Origin of the sequence: Stenotrophomonas sp. LMG 10879, from assembly GCF_002750935.1 — a bacterium.
Taxonomy (GTDB): domain Bacteria; phylum Pseudomonadota; class Gammaproteobacteria; order Xanthomonadales; family Xanthomonadaceae; genus Stenotrophomonas; species Stenotrophomonas lactitubi_B.
Genome location: NZ_PEJT01000002.1, coordinates 94,039 through 111,564, shown reverse-complemented (window position 1 = coordinate 111,564; position 17,526 = coordinate 94,039). Strand labels below are relative to the sequence as shown.

Genomic DNA, 17,526 nt, shown 5'->3' with positions numbered 1-17,526 from the left:
TGGACTCCGCCGCGCAGGCACTACCCCAGCCAAGATTTCTTGGAGAGAGAGAGCCAATGAATTTCCAGTCCAACAAGCTGCGTGACGCCGTCGTCGTCGCGCTGATCGCCGGTGCGGCGACGTCCGTAACGGCCCAGGCGCAGGAAGCGACCAACCTGGATCGCATCTCGGTGACCGGTTCGCGCATCAAGAGCACCGACATCGAAACCTCGCAGCCGGTCCTGAGCCTGACCCGTGCTGATATCGAAAAGCAGGGCGTGACCTCGGTCGCCGACATCCTGCAGCGCGTTGCAGCCAACGGCGCTGCTCTGAACCGCACCTTCAACAATGGCGGTGATGGCTCGGCCGGCGTCAGCCTGCGCAACCTCGGTGCCGAACGCACCCTGGTGCTGGTCAACGGCCGTCGCTGGACCACCGGTCTGGACGGCAGCGTCGACCTGAACACCATTCCGACCGCGATGATCGAGCGCATCGACATCCTGAAGGACGGTGCTTCGACCATCTATGGCTCGGATGCCATCGCCGGCGTGGTGAACATCATCACGAAGCAGAACTTCGACGGCGCCGAAGCAAACTTCTACAAGGGCCAGTACAGCGCAGGCGACGGCGAGCGGGAAGCCTATGACTTCACCCTCGGCACCACCACTGACCGTGCATCGCTGACGGTAGGCGCGTCCTACGTCAACGAGAAGTCGGTCATGGCTGGCGATCGCAAGATCTCTGCTGGTGGTCCGCCGTTCTTCAGCGGCCAGAGCTCGACCGGTATTCCGGGCAACTACATCCGTGGCGGCAATCAGTACCTGATCCTCAACGGGGTGGAAACCGCGTTCGACCCGAACGTGCACGGCTACAACACCGCGCCGGACAACTACCTGCTGACCCCGAACGAGCGCACCTCGCTGTTCGTGCTGGGCTCATACAACATCACCGACAACATCACCTTCCGTACCGAGGCGATGTACAACGAACGCAAGTCCGAGCAGCTGCTGGCCGCCATGCCGGTAACTGGCCAGCGACTGAGCGCTGGCAGCATCTACAACCCTTACGGCGTTGACCTGACCGGTGTGAACCGTCGCTTCAATGAGTCCGGCGGCCGTTCGTTCAACCAGAATGTCAAGAACTGGCACTTCTACGGCGGCTTCGAGGGCTTCTTCGAGTTCGCTGACCGCAACTTCGATTGGGACGTCGGCTACCGTTACGACAAGACCGACCAGAACGACCTGACCTACGGCTTGTTCAACCGTCAGCGTCTGGCCGAAGCCTATGGGCCGTCGGCCGTCCGAGGCGGTCAGGCGGTGTGCCTGAATGCAGCTGGTGCGGTCATCGCTGGTTGCGTTCCGATCAATCCGCTCGGCGGGCTGGGCTCGGTTTCGCAGGAAGCTCTCGATTACGTTTCCTTCACCGCACATGACTCTGCCAGCCTGGTGTCGAAGGGCTACTACGCCAACATCTCTGGCGAAATCGTGCAGCTCCCGGCAGGCGCACTTGGCTTCGCGGCGGGCTACGAGTATCGCAAGGAAACTGGCCAGTTCGATCCGGATGCCTTCATCGCATCCGGCCTGAGCACTGGTAACGGCGCCGCACCGACCAAGGGCGCGTACGATCTGAACGAGTTCTTCGTGGAACTGTCGATCCCGGTGTTGGCTGACCTGCCGGGTGCCAAGCTGCTGGACTTCAGCGTGGCCTCGCGCTACTCGGACTACAGCAACTTCGGCAACACCACCAACAACAAGTTTGGTTTCCGCTGGAAGCCAATCGACGACCTGATGATCCGCGGTAACTACTCCGAGGGCTTCCGCGCGCCGAGCATCAATAATCTGTATCGCGGTGATACGGATTCGTTCGAAACCTACATCGATCCGTGCTCCTCCAATGCAGGTCTTCGCACTGGTGCGGTGGCAGCCCAGTGTGCAGCTGCAGGCGTGCCGGCCAACTTCGTCCAGCCGGGCGCAGGCAGTGGCAGAAAGCAGACCGTTGTGCCGTTCACCTGGCAGGCCAACCCGAACCTGAAGCCGGAAACCTCGACCAGCAAGACGCTGGGCCTGGTGTGGAGCCCGAGCTTCGTGACCGGCTTGAATGTGACTTTGGACTGGTGGCAGATCAAGGTTGAAGATGCCATCACCCGTCCGGCCATCCAGGACATCATGAGCTACTGCTACGGTGGCACTCCGCAGCAGCAGGCGGCCTACTGTGGTCTGATCACCCGTGATCCGAACTACGGCACGGTCAATCAGCGCTACACCATCACCAACGTCAACATGCCGCTGCAGAACCTGGCATCGTACAAGGTGGAAGGTTGGGATCTGGGCCTGATGTACCGCCTGCCGGAAACCTCGTTCGGCCAGTTCACCATCAGCTGGGACAGCACCTATCTGGCGAAGTGGGACACCAAGTCGACCCAGGATGCGCCTGTCGAGGGTCGTCAGGGTCGGTACCGCGATCAGGATCCGTACTGGCGTATCCGTTCCAACCTGTATGTCGATTGGACCTACGGCGACTTCGGCGTGAACTACGGTCTGCGTTACAAGTCCGGCATGCGTGAGGAATGCCCGTTCGACCCGATCGAAGAGCCGGAGACCTTTGCATTCTGCTCCGACGGCGCGAATGGCGAGAACCACATCGGTGCCACCACCTACCACGACATCCAGGTGCGTTACAACACCCCGTGGAAGGGCACGATCATGCTGGGTCTGAACAACGCATGGGACAAGCAGCCGCCGGTGTCCTATTCGGTGCGCGCCAACATGTTCGACCCGCAGTACGATCTGCCGGGCCGTTACATGTACATGCAGTACAAGCAGAAGTTCTGATCGATCCACTGATCAGCTGATGCAGCAACGGCCCCGAAAGGGGCCGTTGTTTTTTGTACCTTCGTTGCTGGCGTCAACACCAACGAAAAAGGCCGCGGCAGTGCCGCGGCCTTTCTGCATCCAGCGATGAAGAACGCTCAGCCGTTCGGAATCAGCGTGTCGATGAGGTGTTCGACATACGCTTCGAAATCCTCGCGCGCCTGCTTGGGCTGTTGCAACTGCAACGACAACTGCAGGAAGCCCACATACGCTGCATAGGCCAGGCGTGCGCGGTGGCGTGCATCGGTCGAGCTCAGGCCCGCCTGGCGGAACGAGGCGATCAGGTAATCGAGTCGTCGCTGCGACACGCGGTCGATCACCGGCCGCACCATCGGATGGTCCAGCGCCTTCAGCAACTCGCTGTAGATGATGTGCGGCTGCACTTCGTGCGCCACCATCTGGAACAACTGGCGCAGGCGCACGCGCGGATCCGGCACGTCTTCCAGGCTGCCGAACACCTGTTCCTGCTCGAACAGTTCCCAGCGTTCCAGCGCGGCCTGCAGCAGCGCATCACGCGAGGGGAAGTGCCAGTAGAAACTGCCCTTGGTCACGCCAAGGCGGCGCGCCAGCGGCTCCACCGCGACGGCGCTGACACCTTGCTCGGCAATCAGATCGAGGGCCGCCTGGGCCCAGTCTTCGGCACTCAGGCGGCTGTTGCGGCCGGCACGCGGTTCGCCGGCGGAAGCGTCAGGTTGATTCATTTGCTGATTTAACCATACGCCGGGGTTCGTTGCAGTACGCGGTTGCGGCCGAAACCGTCGGCAGCGGGGCCAGAAGGGATTCCTGCGGCGCACCATACCGTGCAGTATTGACTTCCTGCAGAAGCAATCCATACTAGCGAGTATGGTTATGTCCCCTACTCCCGCTGCATTCCATGACCTGCGCCTGGAGGCCGCCCACGGCACCTCTCTGGCTGCAACTGCCAGCACCTCCGGCCGTCGCGGACGCGTACTGTTCGCACACGGCTTTGGCCAGACCCGCCATGCCTGGACGACCACGGCCAAAGCACTGTCGGCCGCGGGCCTGCAGACCCTGGCCTACGACGCCCGCGGTCATGGCGATTCCGACTGGAACGCGGCCGATCTGGCCTATCACGGCGAGCAGTTCGCCGATGACCTGATCGTGCTGGCCGGCGAGCAGCCGCGACCGCCGGTGCTGGTGGCCGCGTCCATGGGTGGCCTGTTCGGCCTGCTGGCCGAATCACGCTGGCCCGGGCTGTTCTCGGCGATGGTGCTGGTGGATATCACCCCGCGCTGGGACACCGCTGGCGTCGAACGCATCCTCGCCTTCATGACCGCCCATCCGGATGGATTCGCCTCGCTGTCGCAGGCTGCCGATGTGATTTCGGCCTATGTGCCGCACCGCCCGCGCAAATCCGAGGATTCACTGCGCGCCCTGCTGCGCGACGATGGCCACGGCCGTTGGCGCTGGCATTGGGACCCGCGCCTGGTGGCCGAACTGGCCCGCGACAGCGAGCAGCACCAGGACGCACTGGCCGAGGCCGCGCGCCAGGTGAAGTGCCCCCTGCTGCTGGTCAGCGGTGGCCGCAGCGATCTGGTCACCCCGCAGACGGTGGCCGAATTCCTGGCATTGGCGCCGCACGCGCGCCACGTACAGTTGCCGCAGGCCACGCACATGGTCGCCGGTGATGACAACGACGCCTTTACCGCTACTGTGTTGGACTATCTGGACGTGTTGCCCGCAGCGGATGCTGCAGCTTCGTCCGCCATAAACGAGCACGTCACCGGAGCACGCTCATGAGCCTCGTCATTCCCTTCCTCGCCCTGCTGCTGGCAGGCGCGTTCGTTGCCTACCACCGCATGCGCCTGCTGACCTGGACGCTGATCAGCGTGGCCCTGCTGGTCGCCTGCTGGTTCATTCCCTACGTCAACCAGACCGCCACGATCGTCGCTGCCGCCGTACTGGCCGTGATCGTCGTGCCGCTGCTGCTGCCGTTCATCCGCAAGCCGCTGCTGACCGGCCCGATGATGAAGGTGTTCCGCAAGGTGCTGCCGCCGCTGTCGCAGACCGAGCGCATCGCCCTGGAAACCGGCTCGGTCGGCTTCGAAGGCGAGCTGTTCACCGGTGACCCGGACTGGAACATCCTGCTGAACTACCCCAAGCCGCAGCTGAGTGCTGAAGAACAGGCCTTCCTCGATGGCCCGGTCGAAGAGCTGTGCAAGATGGTCAACGACTGGGAGATCACCCACGTCCATGCCGACCTGCCGCCGGAACTGTGGAGCTTCATCAAGAAGAACAAGTTCTTCGGCATGATCATTCCGAAGGAATACGGCGGCCTGGGCTTCAGCGCGCTGGCCCACCACAAGGTGATCCAGAAGCTGGCCTCGGTGTCTTCGGTGGTCAGCTCCACCGTTGGCGTACCGAACTCGCTGGGCCCGGGTGAGCTGCTCAACCATTACGGCACCCAGGAACAGAAGGACCAGTACCTCCCGCGCCTGGCCGATGGCCGCGAAGTGCCCTGCTTCGGCCTGACCGGTCCGTTCGCCGGCTCGGACGCCACCTCGATCCCCGATTACGGCATCGTCTGCAAGGGCGAGTGGAACGGCGAGCAGGTCCTCGGCGTCAAGCTCACCTTCGACAAGCGCTACATCACGCTGGCCCCGGTGGCCACGCTGATCGGCCTGGCCTTCCGCATGTACGACCCGGATGGCCTGATCGGCACCACCCGCGATATCGGCATCACCTTGGCCCTGTTGCCGCGTGACACCGCCGGTGTGGAAATCGGCCGTCGCCATTTCCCGCTCAACTCGACCTTCCAGAACGGCCCGATCCGTGGCAAGGATGTCTTCATCCCGCTGACCCAGCTGATCGGCGGCGCCGAGAAGGCCGGCAAGGGCTGGAACATGCTCAACGAGTGCCTGGCCGTCGGCCGCTCGATCACCCTGCCCTCCACCGCCAGTGGCGGTGCCAAGGCCGGCGCGGTGGTGACCGGTGCCTACGCGCGTATCCGCAAGCAGTTCGGCCTGTCGGTCGGCCGCTTCGAAGGCGTGGAAGAAGCGCTGGCCCGCATTGGTGGCAAGGCGTACAAGATCAGCGCGCTGTCGCAGGCCACCGCTGCCGCTGTGGACCGCGGTGACGTGCCGTCGGTGCCGTCGGCGATCGCCAAGTACCACTGCACCAACATGAGCCGTGAAGTGATCTCGGACGTGATGGACGTGATCGGCGGCAAGGGCATCATCCTGGGGCCGCGCAACTTCGCCGGCCGCAGCTGGCAGGCCGCACCGATCGCGATCACCGTGGAAGGGGCCAACATCATGACCCGCAGCCTGCTGATCTTCGGCCAGGGTGCGATCCTCTGCCACCCGTGGGTGCTGAAGGAAATGAAGGCGGCGCAGGATCCGGACACCCGTGCCGGCCTGCAGGACTTCGACCGCAGCCTGTTCGGCCACATCCGCTACGGCATTTCGAATGCCGTGCGTTCGTTCTGGTTCGGCCTGACCGGCGCGCGCTTCGGTGCCGCCCCGGGTGACGCCTACACCCGCCGTTACTTCCGCAAGCTGGATCGCTACTCGGCCAACCTGGCGCTGATGGCCGACATCTCGATGATGACGCTGGGCGGCAAGCTGAAGTTCAAGGAATCGCTGTCTGGCCGTCTGGGCGACGTGCTGAGCCACGTCTACATGACCAGCGCCATGCTCAAGCGCTATCACGACGAAGGCGCACCGCAGGCCGACCAGCCGCTGCTGGCCTGGGCCTTCCATGACAGCGTGCACAAGATCGAGGAATCGCTGTCGGCTGCCCTGCGCAACTTCCCGATCCGTCCGATCGGCTGGTTGATGTGGGCACTGATCTTCCCGCTGGGCCGTCGTGCCGAGGCCCCCGGCGACCGCCTGAGCCGTCGCGTGGCTGCCCTGCTGATGGCACCGAACGAAGCCCGCGACCGCCTCGCCAGCGGCGTGTTCCTGACCCCGTGCGAGAACAACCCGGGCGGCCGCATCAACAGCTACCTGAGCAAGGCGATCATGGCCGAGCCGGTGGAGCGCAAGTTCATCAAGGCGCTCAAGACCAAGGGCATCGAAGCGCTGGATTTCGTCACCCAGTTGGACGAGGCCGTGGCCGAAGGCGTGATCACCCAGGACGAACGCACCCTGCTCGAGGAGCTGCGCACGCTCACCCTGGAAACCATCACCGTGGACGACTTCGATCCGGAAGAGCTGCGCTCGGCGGGCTACTACAAGCGCGAACAGAAGGGCGCGCAGTCGCAGGCCGCGTGATCGCAACCACCATGTAAACGACAACGGCGGACTTCGGTCCGCCGTTTCTTTAGGGAGACACCCGATGTCTGCTCCACTGCTTACGCTTTACCACCGCCTGCAGCGCTGGCCTGCCGGCAACTGGTTGTTCTCGCGCGCGGTGTGCTTCAAGGCGCCCTACTTCGCCAGCATCGCCCCGCGCATCACTCTCCTCGAGAACGGCCGCTGCGAGGGCACGCTGGCCGACCGCCGCAAGGTGCGCAACCACATCGGTACGGTGCACGCGATCGCGATGTGCAATCTGGCCGAGCTGACCGCCGGGCTGATGGTCGATGCGTCGCTGCCGAAGGGCATGCGCTGGATTCCGAAGGGGATGCAGGTGCAGTACCTGGCCAAGGCCCGCGGCACGCTGCAGGCGGTGGCGTTGCCGGCGCAGCCGATCGTGGTGGCGGCGGAAGGCTACGCGTTGCCGGTGACGGTGAGCGTGCGCGACCGCGCGGGCACGGAAGTGTTCAGCGCGGTGATCGACATGTGGGTGTCGCCGGCGAAGTGATGTTCCCGCGAACGGCGCAGCCCCTCGTGGGTGGGACGCTGGAAGCGGGTCATGGGTTGGGCCGGAGGGCTGGGGCCAGGCGGGGACGCCGCAAGTACGTCCCTGTAGGCTTGGCCGCGCCATCCATGGCGCGGATACCCCGCCCGGCCCCAGCCCTCCGGCCTCTGACAGTTCTCTGCGGCGTCCACCCACGCAAGAGAAAAAAGATGAGCAAAAGCAAAAACAAAAGCGGCCCGGTGGCCGCTTTTTTCATGCGCGCAGAACCCACGAGCGCAGCGACCCGCTGTTGCTCTTGATCTTCTTTTTCTTCTCCGTGGGCTGGCCGCACACGGAAACTGTCAGGGGTCGGGCGGGTTGGGTTCGCGGGGGTGTCCGCGGCATGGATGCCGCGGCCAAGCCTACAGGGACGTACTTGCGGCGTCCCCCGCGAACCCAACCCGCCCGACCCAACCACATGACCCGCTCTACGCGACCAACCCACGAGGGGCTCCGCCGTTGGCAGGAAACTCACGCCACCGCGCGAAGGATCAACGCCAGGATCGCCGGCACCGCCTGGATCATGAAAATGCGCCGGCTCACGCTGTACGCGCCATAGCAGCCCGCCACCACCACGCACGCCAGCGAGAACGTCACCAGCACTGGTTGCGCCAACACCAGCCCCACCACGATGCCTGCCGCCAGGAAGCCGTTGTACAGGCCCTGGTTGGCCGCCAGCACGCGCGTGGTCTGCGACTTCTCCGGCGTATTGCGGAACGTCTTCAGGCCCAGCGGGCGGGTCCACAGGAACATTTCCAGCACCAGGAAATAAACGTGCAGCAGTGCGACCAGCAGGGTCAGGGCGAGCGCGATCCAGTACATGGGCGGTTCCTTGAACAGGGATGGAGAATGGGGTCAGATCCCTTTCCCGCAGGGAAAGGGATCTGACCCCGGAAAATCAACGGTCGCGCGGCAGTTTCTTCTCTTCGCGCAGCACGCCGAACGCAGCAGCGGTCATGCAGGCAGCCACCACCACGCCACCGACGAATACCACGTGCGAGCCGAACAGCGACAGCCCCTTGTGCAGCCAGGCGAAGCTCAGGTCAGCACCACGATAGACCACCGTGTCGATCGCTGCGCCGGCCTTGTAGCGCCACTGGCGGTCTACGCGGGTGTAGATGGTTTCGCGGGCGGGCTTGGCCAGGGCGAACTCGCTGGCGCGGGTCATCACCTGCACCACCGCCACCATCAGCGGCATCGGCGAGGCGGCCAGCACCGAGAAGCCGATCAGGATCGCAAAGCCCGGAATCAGCAACGCCGGTGCGATGCCATGGCGCGACAGCAGCCAGCGGGTGAGCCCAAGCTGCATCAGCAATGCCAGCGCATTCACCGCCAGGTCGATGCGCGAGAAGAACGCGGTACTGGCAGCCGCATCGGTGAACGAGGCACGCACGATGGCGGCCTGCTGGTTGTACAGCAGGGTGCCGACGCCCACGCCGAACACCACCATGATCGCCAGCCAGCGCAGCAGGGGCTCGCGCACGATCAGCTTCAGGCCATCAAGCACACTGCCGCCCATCGGCTGCTCACCGGACACCAGCTGCTGCTCACGCTCGCGCAGCACCGCCCAGTGCCGCAGGCGCCAGATGCACAGCAGGCAGACGGCCAGGAAGCCGGCCGAAACCAGCATGAGATTGGCAATGCCCACCCGCTGCACCAGCGCACTGGTGATGATCGGGCCGAGGAAGGCGCCGACCGTGCCGGCCGCACCGATATAACCGTAGTACGCCCGCGCCTGCGCATTGGAGAACACGTCGGCCATGAAGCTCCAGAACACGGCCACTGCGAACAGGTTGAACACCATCACCCAGAGGAAGAAGGCCATGCCCCGTCCCGGCACTTGGCTGTCGAACAGCGCATAGAAGCCCAGCAGGGTGGCGATGAAGAAGCCGTACACCGCCGGCAGGAACACCCGCCGCGGGAAGCGGCTGACCAGCCAGCCATAGACCGGCTGCAGCACCAGCATGATCACGAACACGCAGGAGAACAGGAACTGCAGGACGAAGTCCTTCAGCGCGATGCCGTGGCTGGCGAACCAGGCGATCAGCATCGGTGGGAACACCGTCTCCAGGTCGGCCGAGGCGGCCATCGCTTCGCGCACCGGGCGCAGCACGTAGTAGCCGCTGAGCAGGCAGAAGAAGTACAGGAACGACCACCACAGCGCCGGCGACTCGCGCAGCGCTGCGACCAGCTTCTTCAACGGACCGCCCGCAGTGGCCGCGCTCACGCGGCTCCCCTCGCCAGCGAACGGCGGTTGGACAGCGGCATGGCAGGCTCCGGGGGCAGTGAAGCGCGTACGTTATCCAATGCACTGCAACATCGCCAGCGCAGGCGGCGCTGATGGCTGCAACGCAGTGTCACGGACCGGGCCGACGGACACCTTGTGATACACGCTTTTCTGGCCTCAAAACTCCAACTTTTTCAACAAGATGCGCATTCATCTTCGCTTTGTTTGTGCACAGGCGAAAAGCGGCGCTAGAATCATCCCCAGCAGTCGCGCACGGGTTCCAACCGATGAAAAAGAACAGCCTGCGTCGTCCGATCCGTTCGGCGGCCACCGGTTTGCTGGGCATGTTGATGCCCCTTGCCTTGTCCACCACCGCGCAGACCCCGCCGGCCTTGCCGCCGATGCCGACCAACATCGAGACCGCTGCCGGTGGCGCCATCGCCCACACCCAGCCAGCGGCCTACCGCACCGGCCTGGTGCCGCAGGTGCAGTTGCCGGCCGCCGGTTTCAACGTCGCCAACATCGAATCGATGGCGCAGCAGCTCACCTATGGCGAGCGCGTTCCGGGCATGGCGGTGGCCATCGTGCAGGGCGGTCGTGTGCTCAGTGCGCGCGGCTACGGCGTCACCGACGTCAACAACCCGCTGCCGGTCGATGCCCACACCGTGTTCCGCCTGGCGTCGCTGTCCAAGGCCTTCGCCGGCACCATGGCCGGCCTGCTGGTCAATGACGGCACGCTGCGCTGGGACAGCAAGGTCACCGACTACGTGCCGGGCTTCCGCCTGAACTCGCCGGAAGCCACCGACCGCCTGACCGTGGCCGATGTGCTCAGCCACCGCGTCGGCCTGCCGTACAACGCCTACGACCGCGACATCGAAGGCAATGCCGAGTACTACGCGCTGACCCAGAAGCTGGCCAACACCAGCCTGAAGTGCCTGCCGGGCGACTGCTACGCCTACCAGAACGTGGCCTTCAGCCTGATCGGCGACGTCGTCTACGCCGCTTCCGGCAGTTTCTACGAGCAGTCGGTCGAACGCCGCATCTTCAAGCCGCTCGGCATGAACGATGCCAGCCTTGGCCTGGCCGGCATCCAGGCCAGTTCGCGCTGGGCGCGCCCGCACGTGCGCAGCCGCAACGGCTGGGTATCGCTGACGCCGAAGCCGACCTATTACCGCGTTGCCCCTGCTGCCGGCGTCAACGCCAGCGCCAGTGACATGGCGCAGTGGCTGCTGGCCCATACCGGCCACCGCCCGGACGTGCTGCCGGCGCCGCTGCTGGCCACCCTGCACTCCAGCCTGATCAACACCCCGGGCGAGATGCGTTCGGGCTGGCGCCGTGAACGCCTGCACTCGGCCGGCTACGCGCTGGGCTGGCGCACCTTCGACTACGCCGGTCACGATGTCGTGTTCCATGCCGGCGCCGTGCAGGGTTACCGCGGCCTGGTGGCATTGGTACCGGAGCGCGACCTCGGCATCGCCATCATGTGGAACGGTGAAAGCGGCCTGCCCAGCGGCCTGCTGCCGACCGTGCTCGACGCCGCCCTCGGCCTGCCGTCGCAGCGCTGGCTGGATGTGGATACCGACTTCGGCAGCGACAACCTGATGGCCGAGGGCGCCGCCCCGGCGCAGCAGGACAAGCGCAAGGGCAAGGGCGCCTCGGGCAACCGCGCGGTGGCCTCGCCGCGCTGAGCTGGCGAACTCGACCGTGAGCAGAAGGGCGGCCCACGGGTCGCCCTTTTTTTGTTGTTGTAGAGGCGAGCCCATGCTCGGCTGATTCAAGCAGCCGAGCATGGTTCGGCTCCACCGTTCCGCAGGGCTAGTGGGCGAAGTAGTGCATTCCGCCATCCACCGGAATCACCGCCCCAGTGATGTACCCCGCCAACGGGGAGGCCAGGAATGCAACCAGGTGCGCCACCTCCTCTGGTTCGCCGAAACGCCCCATCGGGATGTTGCGGGCGATGAACTCACGTCGGCTCTCTTCGGTGGGATGCAGACGATCCAGGATCTGCGCGCTGTTGATACGTCCTGGTGCAATCGCGTTGATGGTGATGCCCTCGCCCGCCACGTCGCAGGACAGTCCCTTGCTCCACAGATGCAGCGCCGCTTTCGCCGGGCTCGCGGCATTCACCGCGCGCGGCTCCATCGACCCACTGAGGTTGATGACACGCCCCCAGCCATTGGCCCGCATCGACGGCAGCAACGCCTGCGTCAGCCGTCGTGCCGCCGAGAAGTTCAGCGCCATCGCCTCGTCCCACACCTCATCTGCTGCAGCCACGCCGGCCAGCCGTGCACCACCGGCCGCATTGACCAGGATATCCACGCGCTGCAGCGCCTGCAGCGACGCGCTGGCAATGCGCTGCACATCGTCGGCGTCGGTCAGATCGCCCAGCAGCACGACCGGTGCTGGCCCACCCGCCGCCTCGATCGCGGCCGCCACCGACTGCAACGGCGCCTGCCGCCGCGCAGTGATCGCCATGCGCACACCCAGCGTCGCCAACACCCGCGCGACACCAGCGCCGATGCCGCTACCTGCGCCGGTGACCAGCGGTACGTCCTTCAAGATCCAGTTTCATGTGTTGCCCTGCCAGGTTCTACCGGCCCATCTGGCCGTGCGGACATGCTCTTTGAATACCCTCGATTGATAAACTTCGACGAGGTTTCAACATTCAGAACCCGGGGTGTCAGATGAACCTGTTGGAGAGCATGCAGGTCTATGTGCTGGCCGTGGAAAAGGGCAGCCTGAGTGCCGCGGCGTCGGCACTGGACATCTCCGCGACGATGGCCGGCAAGCACCTGCGCGCCCTGGAAAAACGGCTGGGCATGCAGCTGTTGAGCCGCACCACCCGACGGCAGCACATGACCGCGTTCGGTGAGGCCTACTACGGCCGCTGCAAGGAGATCCTGCGCCTGGTGGAGGAAACCGATGCACAGGCCCAGCATCACCATCTGGCACCGGCGGGCAAGCTGCGGATCAGTGCGCCGGTGATCTTCGGCACGCATGCGCTGGTGCCGGCACTGTCGACCTATATGGACCGCTACCCCGAGGTCAGTGTCGAACTGGTACTGACCGATCGCGTGGTCGAACTGGCCGATGAGGGATTCGAGGCCGCCATCCGCATCGGCATGCTGGCCGACACCACGCATCTGGTGGCGCGTCCGCTCAGCCCCTATCGACTGACCCTGTGTGCATCACCGGCCTACCTCGCACGGCATGGCACGCCGCACAGCGTGCAGGCGCTGCAGCAGCATCAATGCCTGTCGCTGGATCCGGCGGCGCTGTCGCACTGGCTGGGCAACGAGGCAACGTCAGCGACGCAGCCACCTTCAGGACGCCTGCAGATCAACAACGGCGAAGCGTTGCGGCTGGCCGCGCTGCAGGGCCAGGGCATCATCCTGCAGTCGAGCCTGCTGCTGGCAGCGGACATCGATGCGGGTCGTCTGGTCCCGTTGCTGCCGGAGCATGGCCGCCGCGGACGGCCCATGCACCTGGTCTATCCGCACGACCGTTATCACTCGACCCGCCTGCGCAGCTTCGTGGATTTCCTGATCGAGCGGTTTCCCTGCGACGCAGCGGGTGAACGCAGCTGGCCAGGCGCAGACAGCCCATAAAAAAACCCCCTCCCCGCTGGGCAGTCGGGGAAGGGGTCTCAGGGTACGGCTATCGGGAAGTACTTAGATCAGCGGTGCCGGCGTTGCCGGAAGGGCCACCGGAGCGGCCTTCTTCTTGCGGGCGGCCGGCTTGCGCTTGGCAACCTTCTTGGCAGCCTTCTTCGGGGCAGCCTTCTTGGTCGCCTTCTTCGCAGTCTTCTTCACTGCCTTCTTGGCGGTCTTCTTTGTCGCCTTCTTCACTGCCTTCTTGGCGACCTTCTTGGCCGGCTTGCGGGCGGTGGTCTTCTTGGCGGCTTTCTTGGCAGTCTTCTTGGTGGCCTTCTTGGCTACCTTCTTGACGGCCTTCTTCGCGGTCTTCTTGACGGCCTTCTTGGCAGCGGACTTCTTGGCTACCTTCTTCGCAGCCTTCTTCACTGTCTTCTTCGCCGTGGCCTTCTTGGCGACCTTCTTGGCAGCCTTCTTCACTGCCTTCTTGGCGGTCGCCTTCTTCGCGACCTTCTTCACTGCCTTCTTGGCAGCGGCCTTCTTGGCGACTTTCTTCACCGCTTTCTTGGCGGCGGGCTTTTTCTTCGCAGCTTTCTTGGTTGCCATGGTGATGGCTCCTCGTCAGTGATAGGGAGTTGAAACGCCCAGGTGGATCAAACCCGCCCATGCTGCGTGCGGGGACCGCCGGCGCGTCAGGCGCGCCGTTACGGATGCGGTGATGCCCGCCACGATCGGCGGAGCAGGCATCGGAACAGGGGTCGCCTTGCATTTCTCCGGGGGAAGCGGGGCCATGTCCACCGTCTTGAGGATCGCGGTGGTCTTCGAGGGGCTGCTTCGCATCGGACGATTGATTCTGCGCACTCGGTTTGGCAGGCAAGGTCTGCTGAGGCGAAACCTAATCACGGTTTTTTTTACTGTCAACAACCCCCGCGAAAAATTTTCACATCCGCCGCGTCCCGGGAGCCCTTCCCGCACCTGCAGATGTTCCTCCGCGAGCGCCGGCAAACACGGCATCGCACATCCTCGCCGCCATCAACTGCGCACGAACAGCGAAGAAAAAACACTTGAAATAAGCACTCTGCGTCATGTAGAGGGCTGAAGCAGAAGGCCGCACGGCGAGATGGTCGTGCACGGCGATGCACTCGCCAACGCCAGCACAACGGACCTGCAACAAGGCCAAAAACTTTTCACATCCGGACGCGCCGCTGCGGGGGTGGAAACGCGGATTTGCGCAAAACTGCGCACGCCTTTTGGCCGCGCTCAACACCGGCTGATGCCATGGCGATGGCGTGCGGCGAACCGGTCGGCATAAGTTCGACGCGTCCTCCAAAACGAAAACGGCCACCCGTGGGTGGCCGCTTTCGTACCAGGGAAACGACGACTCAGTGGTCTTCGTCTTCCAGGCCTTCGGCGTACGCGTCCGGGTCCAGCAGCTCGTTGAGTTCTTCGCTGTTGGACACTTCGACCACGAACATCCAGCCGTCGCCGTAGGCGTCTTCGTTGATGGTTTCCGGCTTGTCGGCCAGCGCCGAGTTGACCTCGACGATGGTGCCGCTGACCGGGCTGTAGACGTCGGAGGCGGCCTTCACCGACTCGACGACCGCGATCTGCTCGTTGGCCTTGGCGGTCGTGCCGACTTCCGGCAGCTCGACGTAGACCAGGTCACCCAGCAGGCCCTGAGCGTGGTCGGAAATACCGACGGTAACGCGGCCATTGCCTTCGACACGGGCCCACTCATGGGACTTGAGGAACTTGAGGTCGCCGGGGATCTCGCTCATGGGACTGCTCCAGAGATATGCAGGGGGTGGAAAAAACGGGGCTAGTGTAACCAACCGGCCGCCACTGCTGGCAGTGACGACCGGCACGTTTGGATCACGCGTCGGCCAGCACGCCGGGCTGGGCCTGGCCTTCGCGCACGAACGGGAACTTGACCACCCGCACCGGCACCTGACGGCCGCGGATGTCGACGGTGACCTGACCGAGTTCACCGGCCGGCACGCGCGCGAATGCGATGCCCTTGGCCAGGGTCGGCGAGAAGGTGCCGGACAGGATCTCGCCCTGGCCTCCGGCCGTGGTGACCGCCTGGCCATGGCGCAGCACGCCCTTCTCATCCATCACCAGGCCGATCATCTGGCGTGCGTTGCCAGCGGCCTTCTGCGCCTCCAGCACATCGCGGCCGATGAAGTCGCGGCCTTCGTCCAGCGACACCGTCCAGGCCAGCGCCGCTTCGTAGGGGCTGATCGCTTCATCCATGTCCTGGCCGTACAGATTCATGCCGGCTTCCAGGCGCAGGGTGTCGCGCGCGCCGAGACCGGCCGGCTTCACGCCAGCGGCAAGCAGGCGGTTCCAGAACGCGACCACGGCATCCTGCGGCAGCAGGATCTCGAAACCGTCTTCGCCGGTGTAGCCGGTGCGGGCGACGAACAGTTCAACGCCGTCGTCGGACTGCACCTGCAGCGCGGCGAAGCGGCCGAGCTTGCCCAGCGACTCACGGTCGGCTTCGCGGGCCAGGCCGATGACGATGTCGCGCGCCTGCGGCCCCTGCACGGCGAGGATCGCCAGGTCCGGACGCTGCTCGACGGAGACGTTGAACGGCGCCGCCTGCTCGCGCAGCCACGCCAGATCCTTCTCGCGGGTGGAGGCATTGACCACCATGCGGAAGAAGTCTTCGCCCAGGTAATAGACGATCAGGTCGTCGATGACGCCGCCCTGCGGATTCAACATGCACGAGTACAGCGCCTTGCCGGTGGCCTTGAGCTTGTCGACCGAGTTGGCCAGCAGGCGGCGCAGGAACGGCTTGACCTGGTCGCCGCGCAGGTCGACCACGGTCATGTGGCTGACGTCGAACACGCCCGACTCACGACGCACCAGGTGGTGCTCGTCCAGCTGCGAGCCGTAGTGGATGGGCATGTCCCAACCCCCGAAATCGACCATCTTGGCGCCAAGGGCGCGGTGGGTATCGTTGAGCAGCGTCTTCTGGGTCATGACCGGGTCCGGCAGCAGAGGAAACAAGAACGCGCATTATCCCAGATCGGTCGGCCGCAGGTCGCGCCGCAGCGCAGCGGGGGGATGTTGGCCGGCCGGCGGCCGGCAGCGCTTTCTACAAGCCAGGCAACGGCAACGGCCAAAGCGCATCGGCTCGGCGACGTCTGTGGGGTGGTGGGGCGATGTAGGGTTGCGGGACACGCCGCAAGTACGTCCCTGTAGGCTCGTAGGCGCCATCCATGGCGCCTGCGGTCCCTCCACCCCACACCGCCCCACCCCGACAGGTTCCCGGTGACGGGACGGAAGGCAAGAGCGGTTGTGGATGTCGATACATATAAGGAGAGGGGTGGGATTTCTTTTCCTGCGGAAAAGAAATCCCACCCCTCCCATGACCCGCGAGCGCAGCGACCGGCTTTTGCTTCTGCTCTTCTTTTTCTTTTCCGTGGGTGGACGCCACCGGAAACTGTCAGAGGTCGGGCGGGTGGGCTGGGCAGGGGTGTCCGCGCCATGGATGGCGCGGCCAAGCCTACAAGGACGTACTTGCGGCGTCCCCTGCACAGCCCACCCGCCCGACCCAACCCAGCATCTGCTTTCAGCGACCATCCACGAGGGGCTGCGCCGTTGGCTGGAAAACTCAGCCGGCCGCTTCGACCACCAGCGCACTGCCCTGCACCGCCACTACCCGCACCAGCGTGCCGGCCGGCAGCTCCGGCCCACTCACCTGCCACGACGCGTCGTCGATGCTGACCCTGCCCTGCCCGCCGACGATGGCCTGCTGCAATGGCACCACCCGCCCGACCAGTTGTTCAGCGCGGCGATTGAGCAGCGGCGCGTCGCTCTGACGCGCGCGCGGCTTGCCCCAGTGCCGGTAGCACTGGATCGACAGCACGCTCAGCACCACGAAGGCGACCACCTGCCACAGCACCGGAATATCGGCGAAAACCGCTACCAGCGCGAACACCGCCGCCGCACCGATGCCGATCCACAGCATGAACGCGCCGGGCGCCAGCGCTTCGGCGGCGAACAGCAGCAACGCCAACGCACCCCAGGCAACGACTTCCCAGCGCAT

General features: G+C 64.9%; 15 protein-coding genes. 7 read left to right on the top strand and 8 right to left on the bottom strand.

All coding sequences use genetic code 11. The annotated features are described in order from the left end of the window. Positions 1-56: 56 nt before the first annotated feature. Complete coding sequence (locus CR919_RS03340) at positions 57-2,810, top strand: TonB-dependent receptor (RefSeq protein WP_099818867.1); 2,754 nt, start codon at positions 57-59, stop codon at positions 2,808-2,810. Between the two features lie 137 nt (positions 2,811-2,947). Here the strand turns inward: CR919_RS03340 and CR919_RS03335 are convergent, their stop codons facing one another. Beyond that, positions 2,948-3,550, bottom strand: a complete 603-nt coding sequence (locus tag CR919_RS03335; protein WP_025877807.1) for a TetR/AcrR family transcriptional regulator — start codon at positions 3,548-3,550, stop codon at positions 2,948-2,950. Positions 3,551-3,692: 142 nt separating this feature from the next. Between CR919_RS03335 and CR919_RS03330 the strand changes: the two genes are divergently transcribed. The 3 genes from CR919_RS03330 (at position 3,693) to CR919_RS03320 (ending at position 7,616) form a co-directional block, all read left to right on the top strand. After that, positions 3,693-4,610: an alpha/beta hydrolase gene (locus tag CR919_RS03330; RefSeq protein WP_099818866.1), complete on the top strand. Its 918-nt coding sequence runs from the start codon at positions 3,693-3,695 to the stop codon at positions 4,608-4,610. Next, the gene (locus CR919_RS03325; protein ID WP_099818865.1) at positions 4,607-7,084 is read left to right on the top strand and encodes an acyl-CoA dehydrogenase; all 2,478 of its coding nucleotides are present in this window, start codon (positions 4,607-4,609) and stop codon (positions 7,082-7,084) included. The genes CR919_RS03330 and CR919_RS03325 overlap by 4 nt, the downstream gene beginning before the upstream one ends. Positions 7,085-7,148: 64 nt before the next feature. Further along, complete coding sequence (locus CR919_RS03320) at positions 7,149-7,616, top strand: hotdog fold domain-containing protein (protein WP_099818864.1); 468 nt, start codon at positions 7,149-7,151, stop codon at positions 7,614-7,616. Positions 7,617-8,123: 507 nt separating this feature from the next. Here CR919_RS03320 and CR919_RS03315 read toward each other — a convergent pair. Together CR919_RS03315 and CR919_RS03310 are read right to left on the bottom strand one after the other, a co-directional pair. Further along, positions 8,124-8,474: a DUF1304 domain-containing protein gene (locus tag CR919_RS03315; RefSeq protein WP_099818863.1), complete on the bottom strand. Its 351-nt coding sequence runs from the start codon at positions 8,472-8,474 to the stop codon at positions 8,124-8,126. 76 nt (positions 8,475-8,550) lie between these two features. Then, positions 8,551-9,879 (bottom strand): MFS transporter, encoded by a 1,329-nt coding sequence (locus CR919_RS03310; protein ID WP_099818862.1) that lies wholly within the window; start codon positions 9,877-9,879, stop codon positions 8,551-8,553. Between the two features lie 287 nt (positions 9,880-10,166). Between CR919_RS03310 and CR919_RS03305 the strand changes: the two genes are divergently transcribed. After that, on the top strand, positions 10,167-11,567 hold the full coding sequence (locus tag CR919_RS03305; protein WP_099818861.1) for a serine hydrolase domain-containing protein: 1,401 nt from the start codon (positions 10,167-10,169) through the stop codon (positions 11,565-11,567). Between the two features lie 127 nt (positions 11,568-11,694). On the opposite strand, the gene CR919_RS03300 is transcribed toward CR919_RS03305, so the two are convergent. Further along, the gene (locus CR919_RS03300) at positions 11,695-12,438 is read right to left on the bottom strand and encodes an SDR family oxidoreductase (RefSeq protein ID WP_243379884.1); all 744 of its coding nucleotides are present in this window, start codon (positions 12,436-12,438) and stop codon (positions 11,695-11,697) included. Between the two features lie 125 nt (positions 12,439-12,563). On the opposite strand from CR919_RS03300, the gene CR919_RS03295 reads away from it, so the two are divergent. Beyond that, on the top strand, positions 12,564-13,487 hold the full coding sequence (locus tag CR919_RS03295) for a LysR family transcriptional regulator (RefSeq protein WP_099818859.1): 924 nt from the start codon (positions 12,564-12,566) through the stop codon (positions 13,485-13,487). A 63-nt stretch (positions 13,488-13,550) separates the two neighbouring features. On the opposite strand, the gene CR919_RS03290 is transcribed toward CR919_RS03295, so the two are convergent. Then, positions 13,551-14,078: a hypothetical protein gene (locus CR919_RS03290; RefSeq protein WP_025877789.1), complete on the bottom strand. Its 528-nt coding sequence runs from the start codon at positions 14,076-14,078 to the stop codon at positions 13,551-13,553. A 112-nt stretch (positions 14,079-14,190) separates the two neighbouring features. On the opposite strand from CR919_RS03290, the gene CR919_RS21015 reads away from it, so the two are divergent. After that, the gene (locus tag CR919_RS21015; RefSeq protein ID WP_133119586.1) at positions 14,191-14,571 is read left to right on the top strand and encodes a hypothetical protein; all 381 of its coding nucleotides are present in this window, start codon (positions 14,191-14,193) and stop codon (positions 14,569-14,571) included. A gap of 283 nt (positions 14,572-14,854) precedes the next feature. Here the strand turns inward: CR919_RS21015 and gcvH are convergent, their stop codons facing one another. The 3 genes from gcvH to CR919_RS03275 form a co-directional block, all read right to left on the bottom strand. After that, positions 14,855-15,250 carry a glycine cleavage system protein GcvH gene (gene gcvH / locus CR919_RS03285; RefSeq protein WP_099818858.1) on the bottom strand — a complete coding sequence of 132 codons (396 nt, stop codon included), beginning with the start codon at positions 15,248-15,250 and terminating at the stop codon, positions 14,855-14,857. Between the two features lie 94 nt (positions 15,251-15,344). Beyond that, positions 15,345-16,457, bottom strand: a complete 1,113-nt coding sequence (gcvT, locus tag CR919_RS03280) for a glycine cleavage system aminomethyltransferase GcvT (protein WP_099818857.1) — start codon at positions 16,455-16,457, stop codon at positions 15,345-15,347. Positions 16,458-17,091: 634 nt separating this feature from the next. Further along, complete coding sequence (locus CR919_RS03275; protein WP_099818856.1) at positions 17,092-17,526, bottom strand: NfeD family protein; 435 nt, start codon at positions 17,524-17,526, stop codon at positions 17,092-17,094.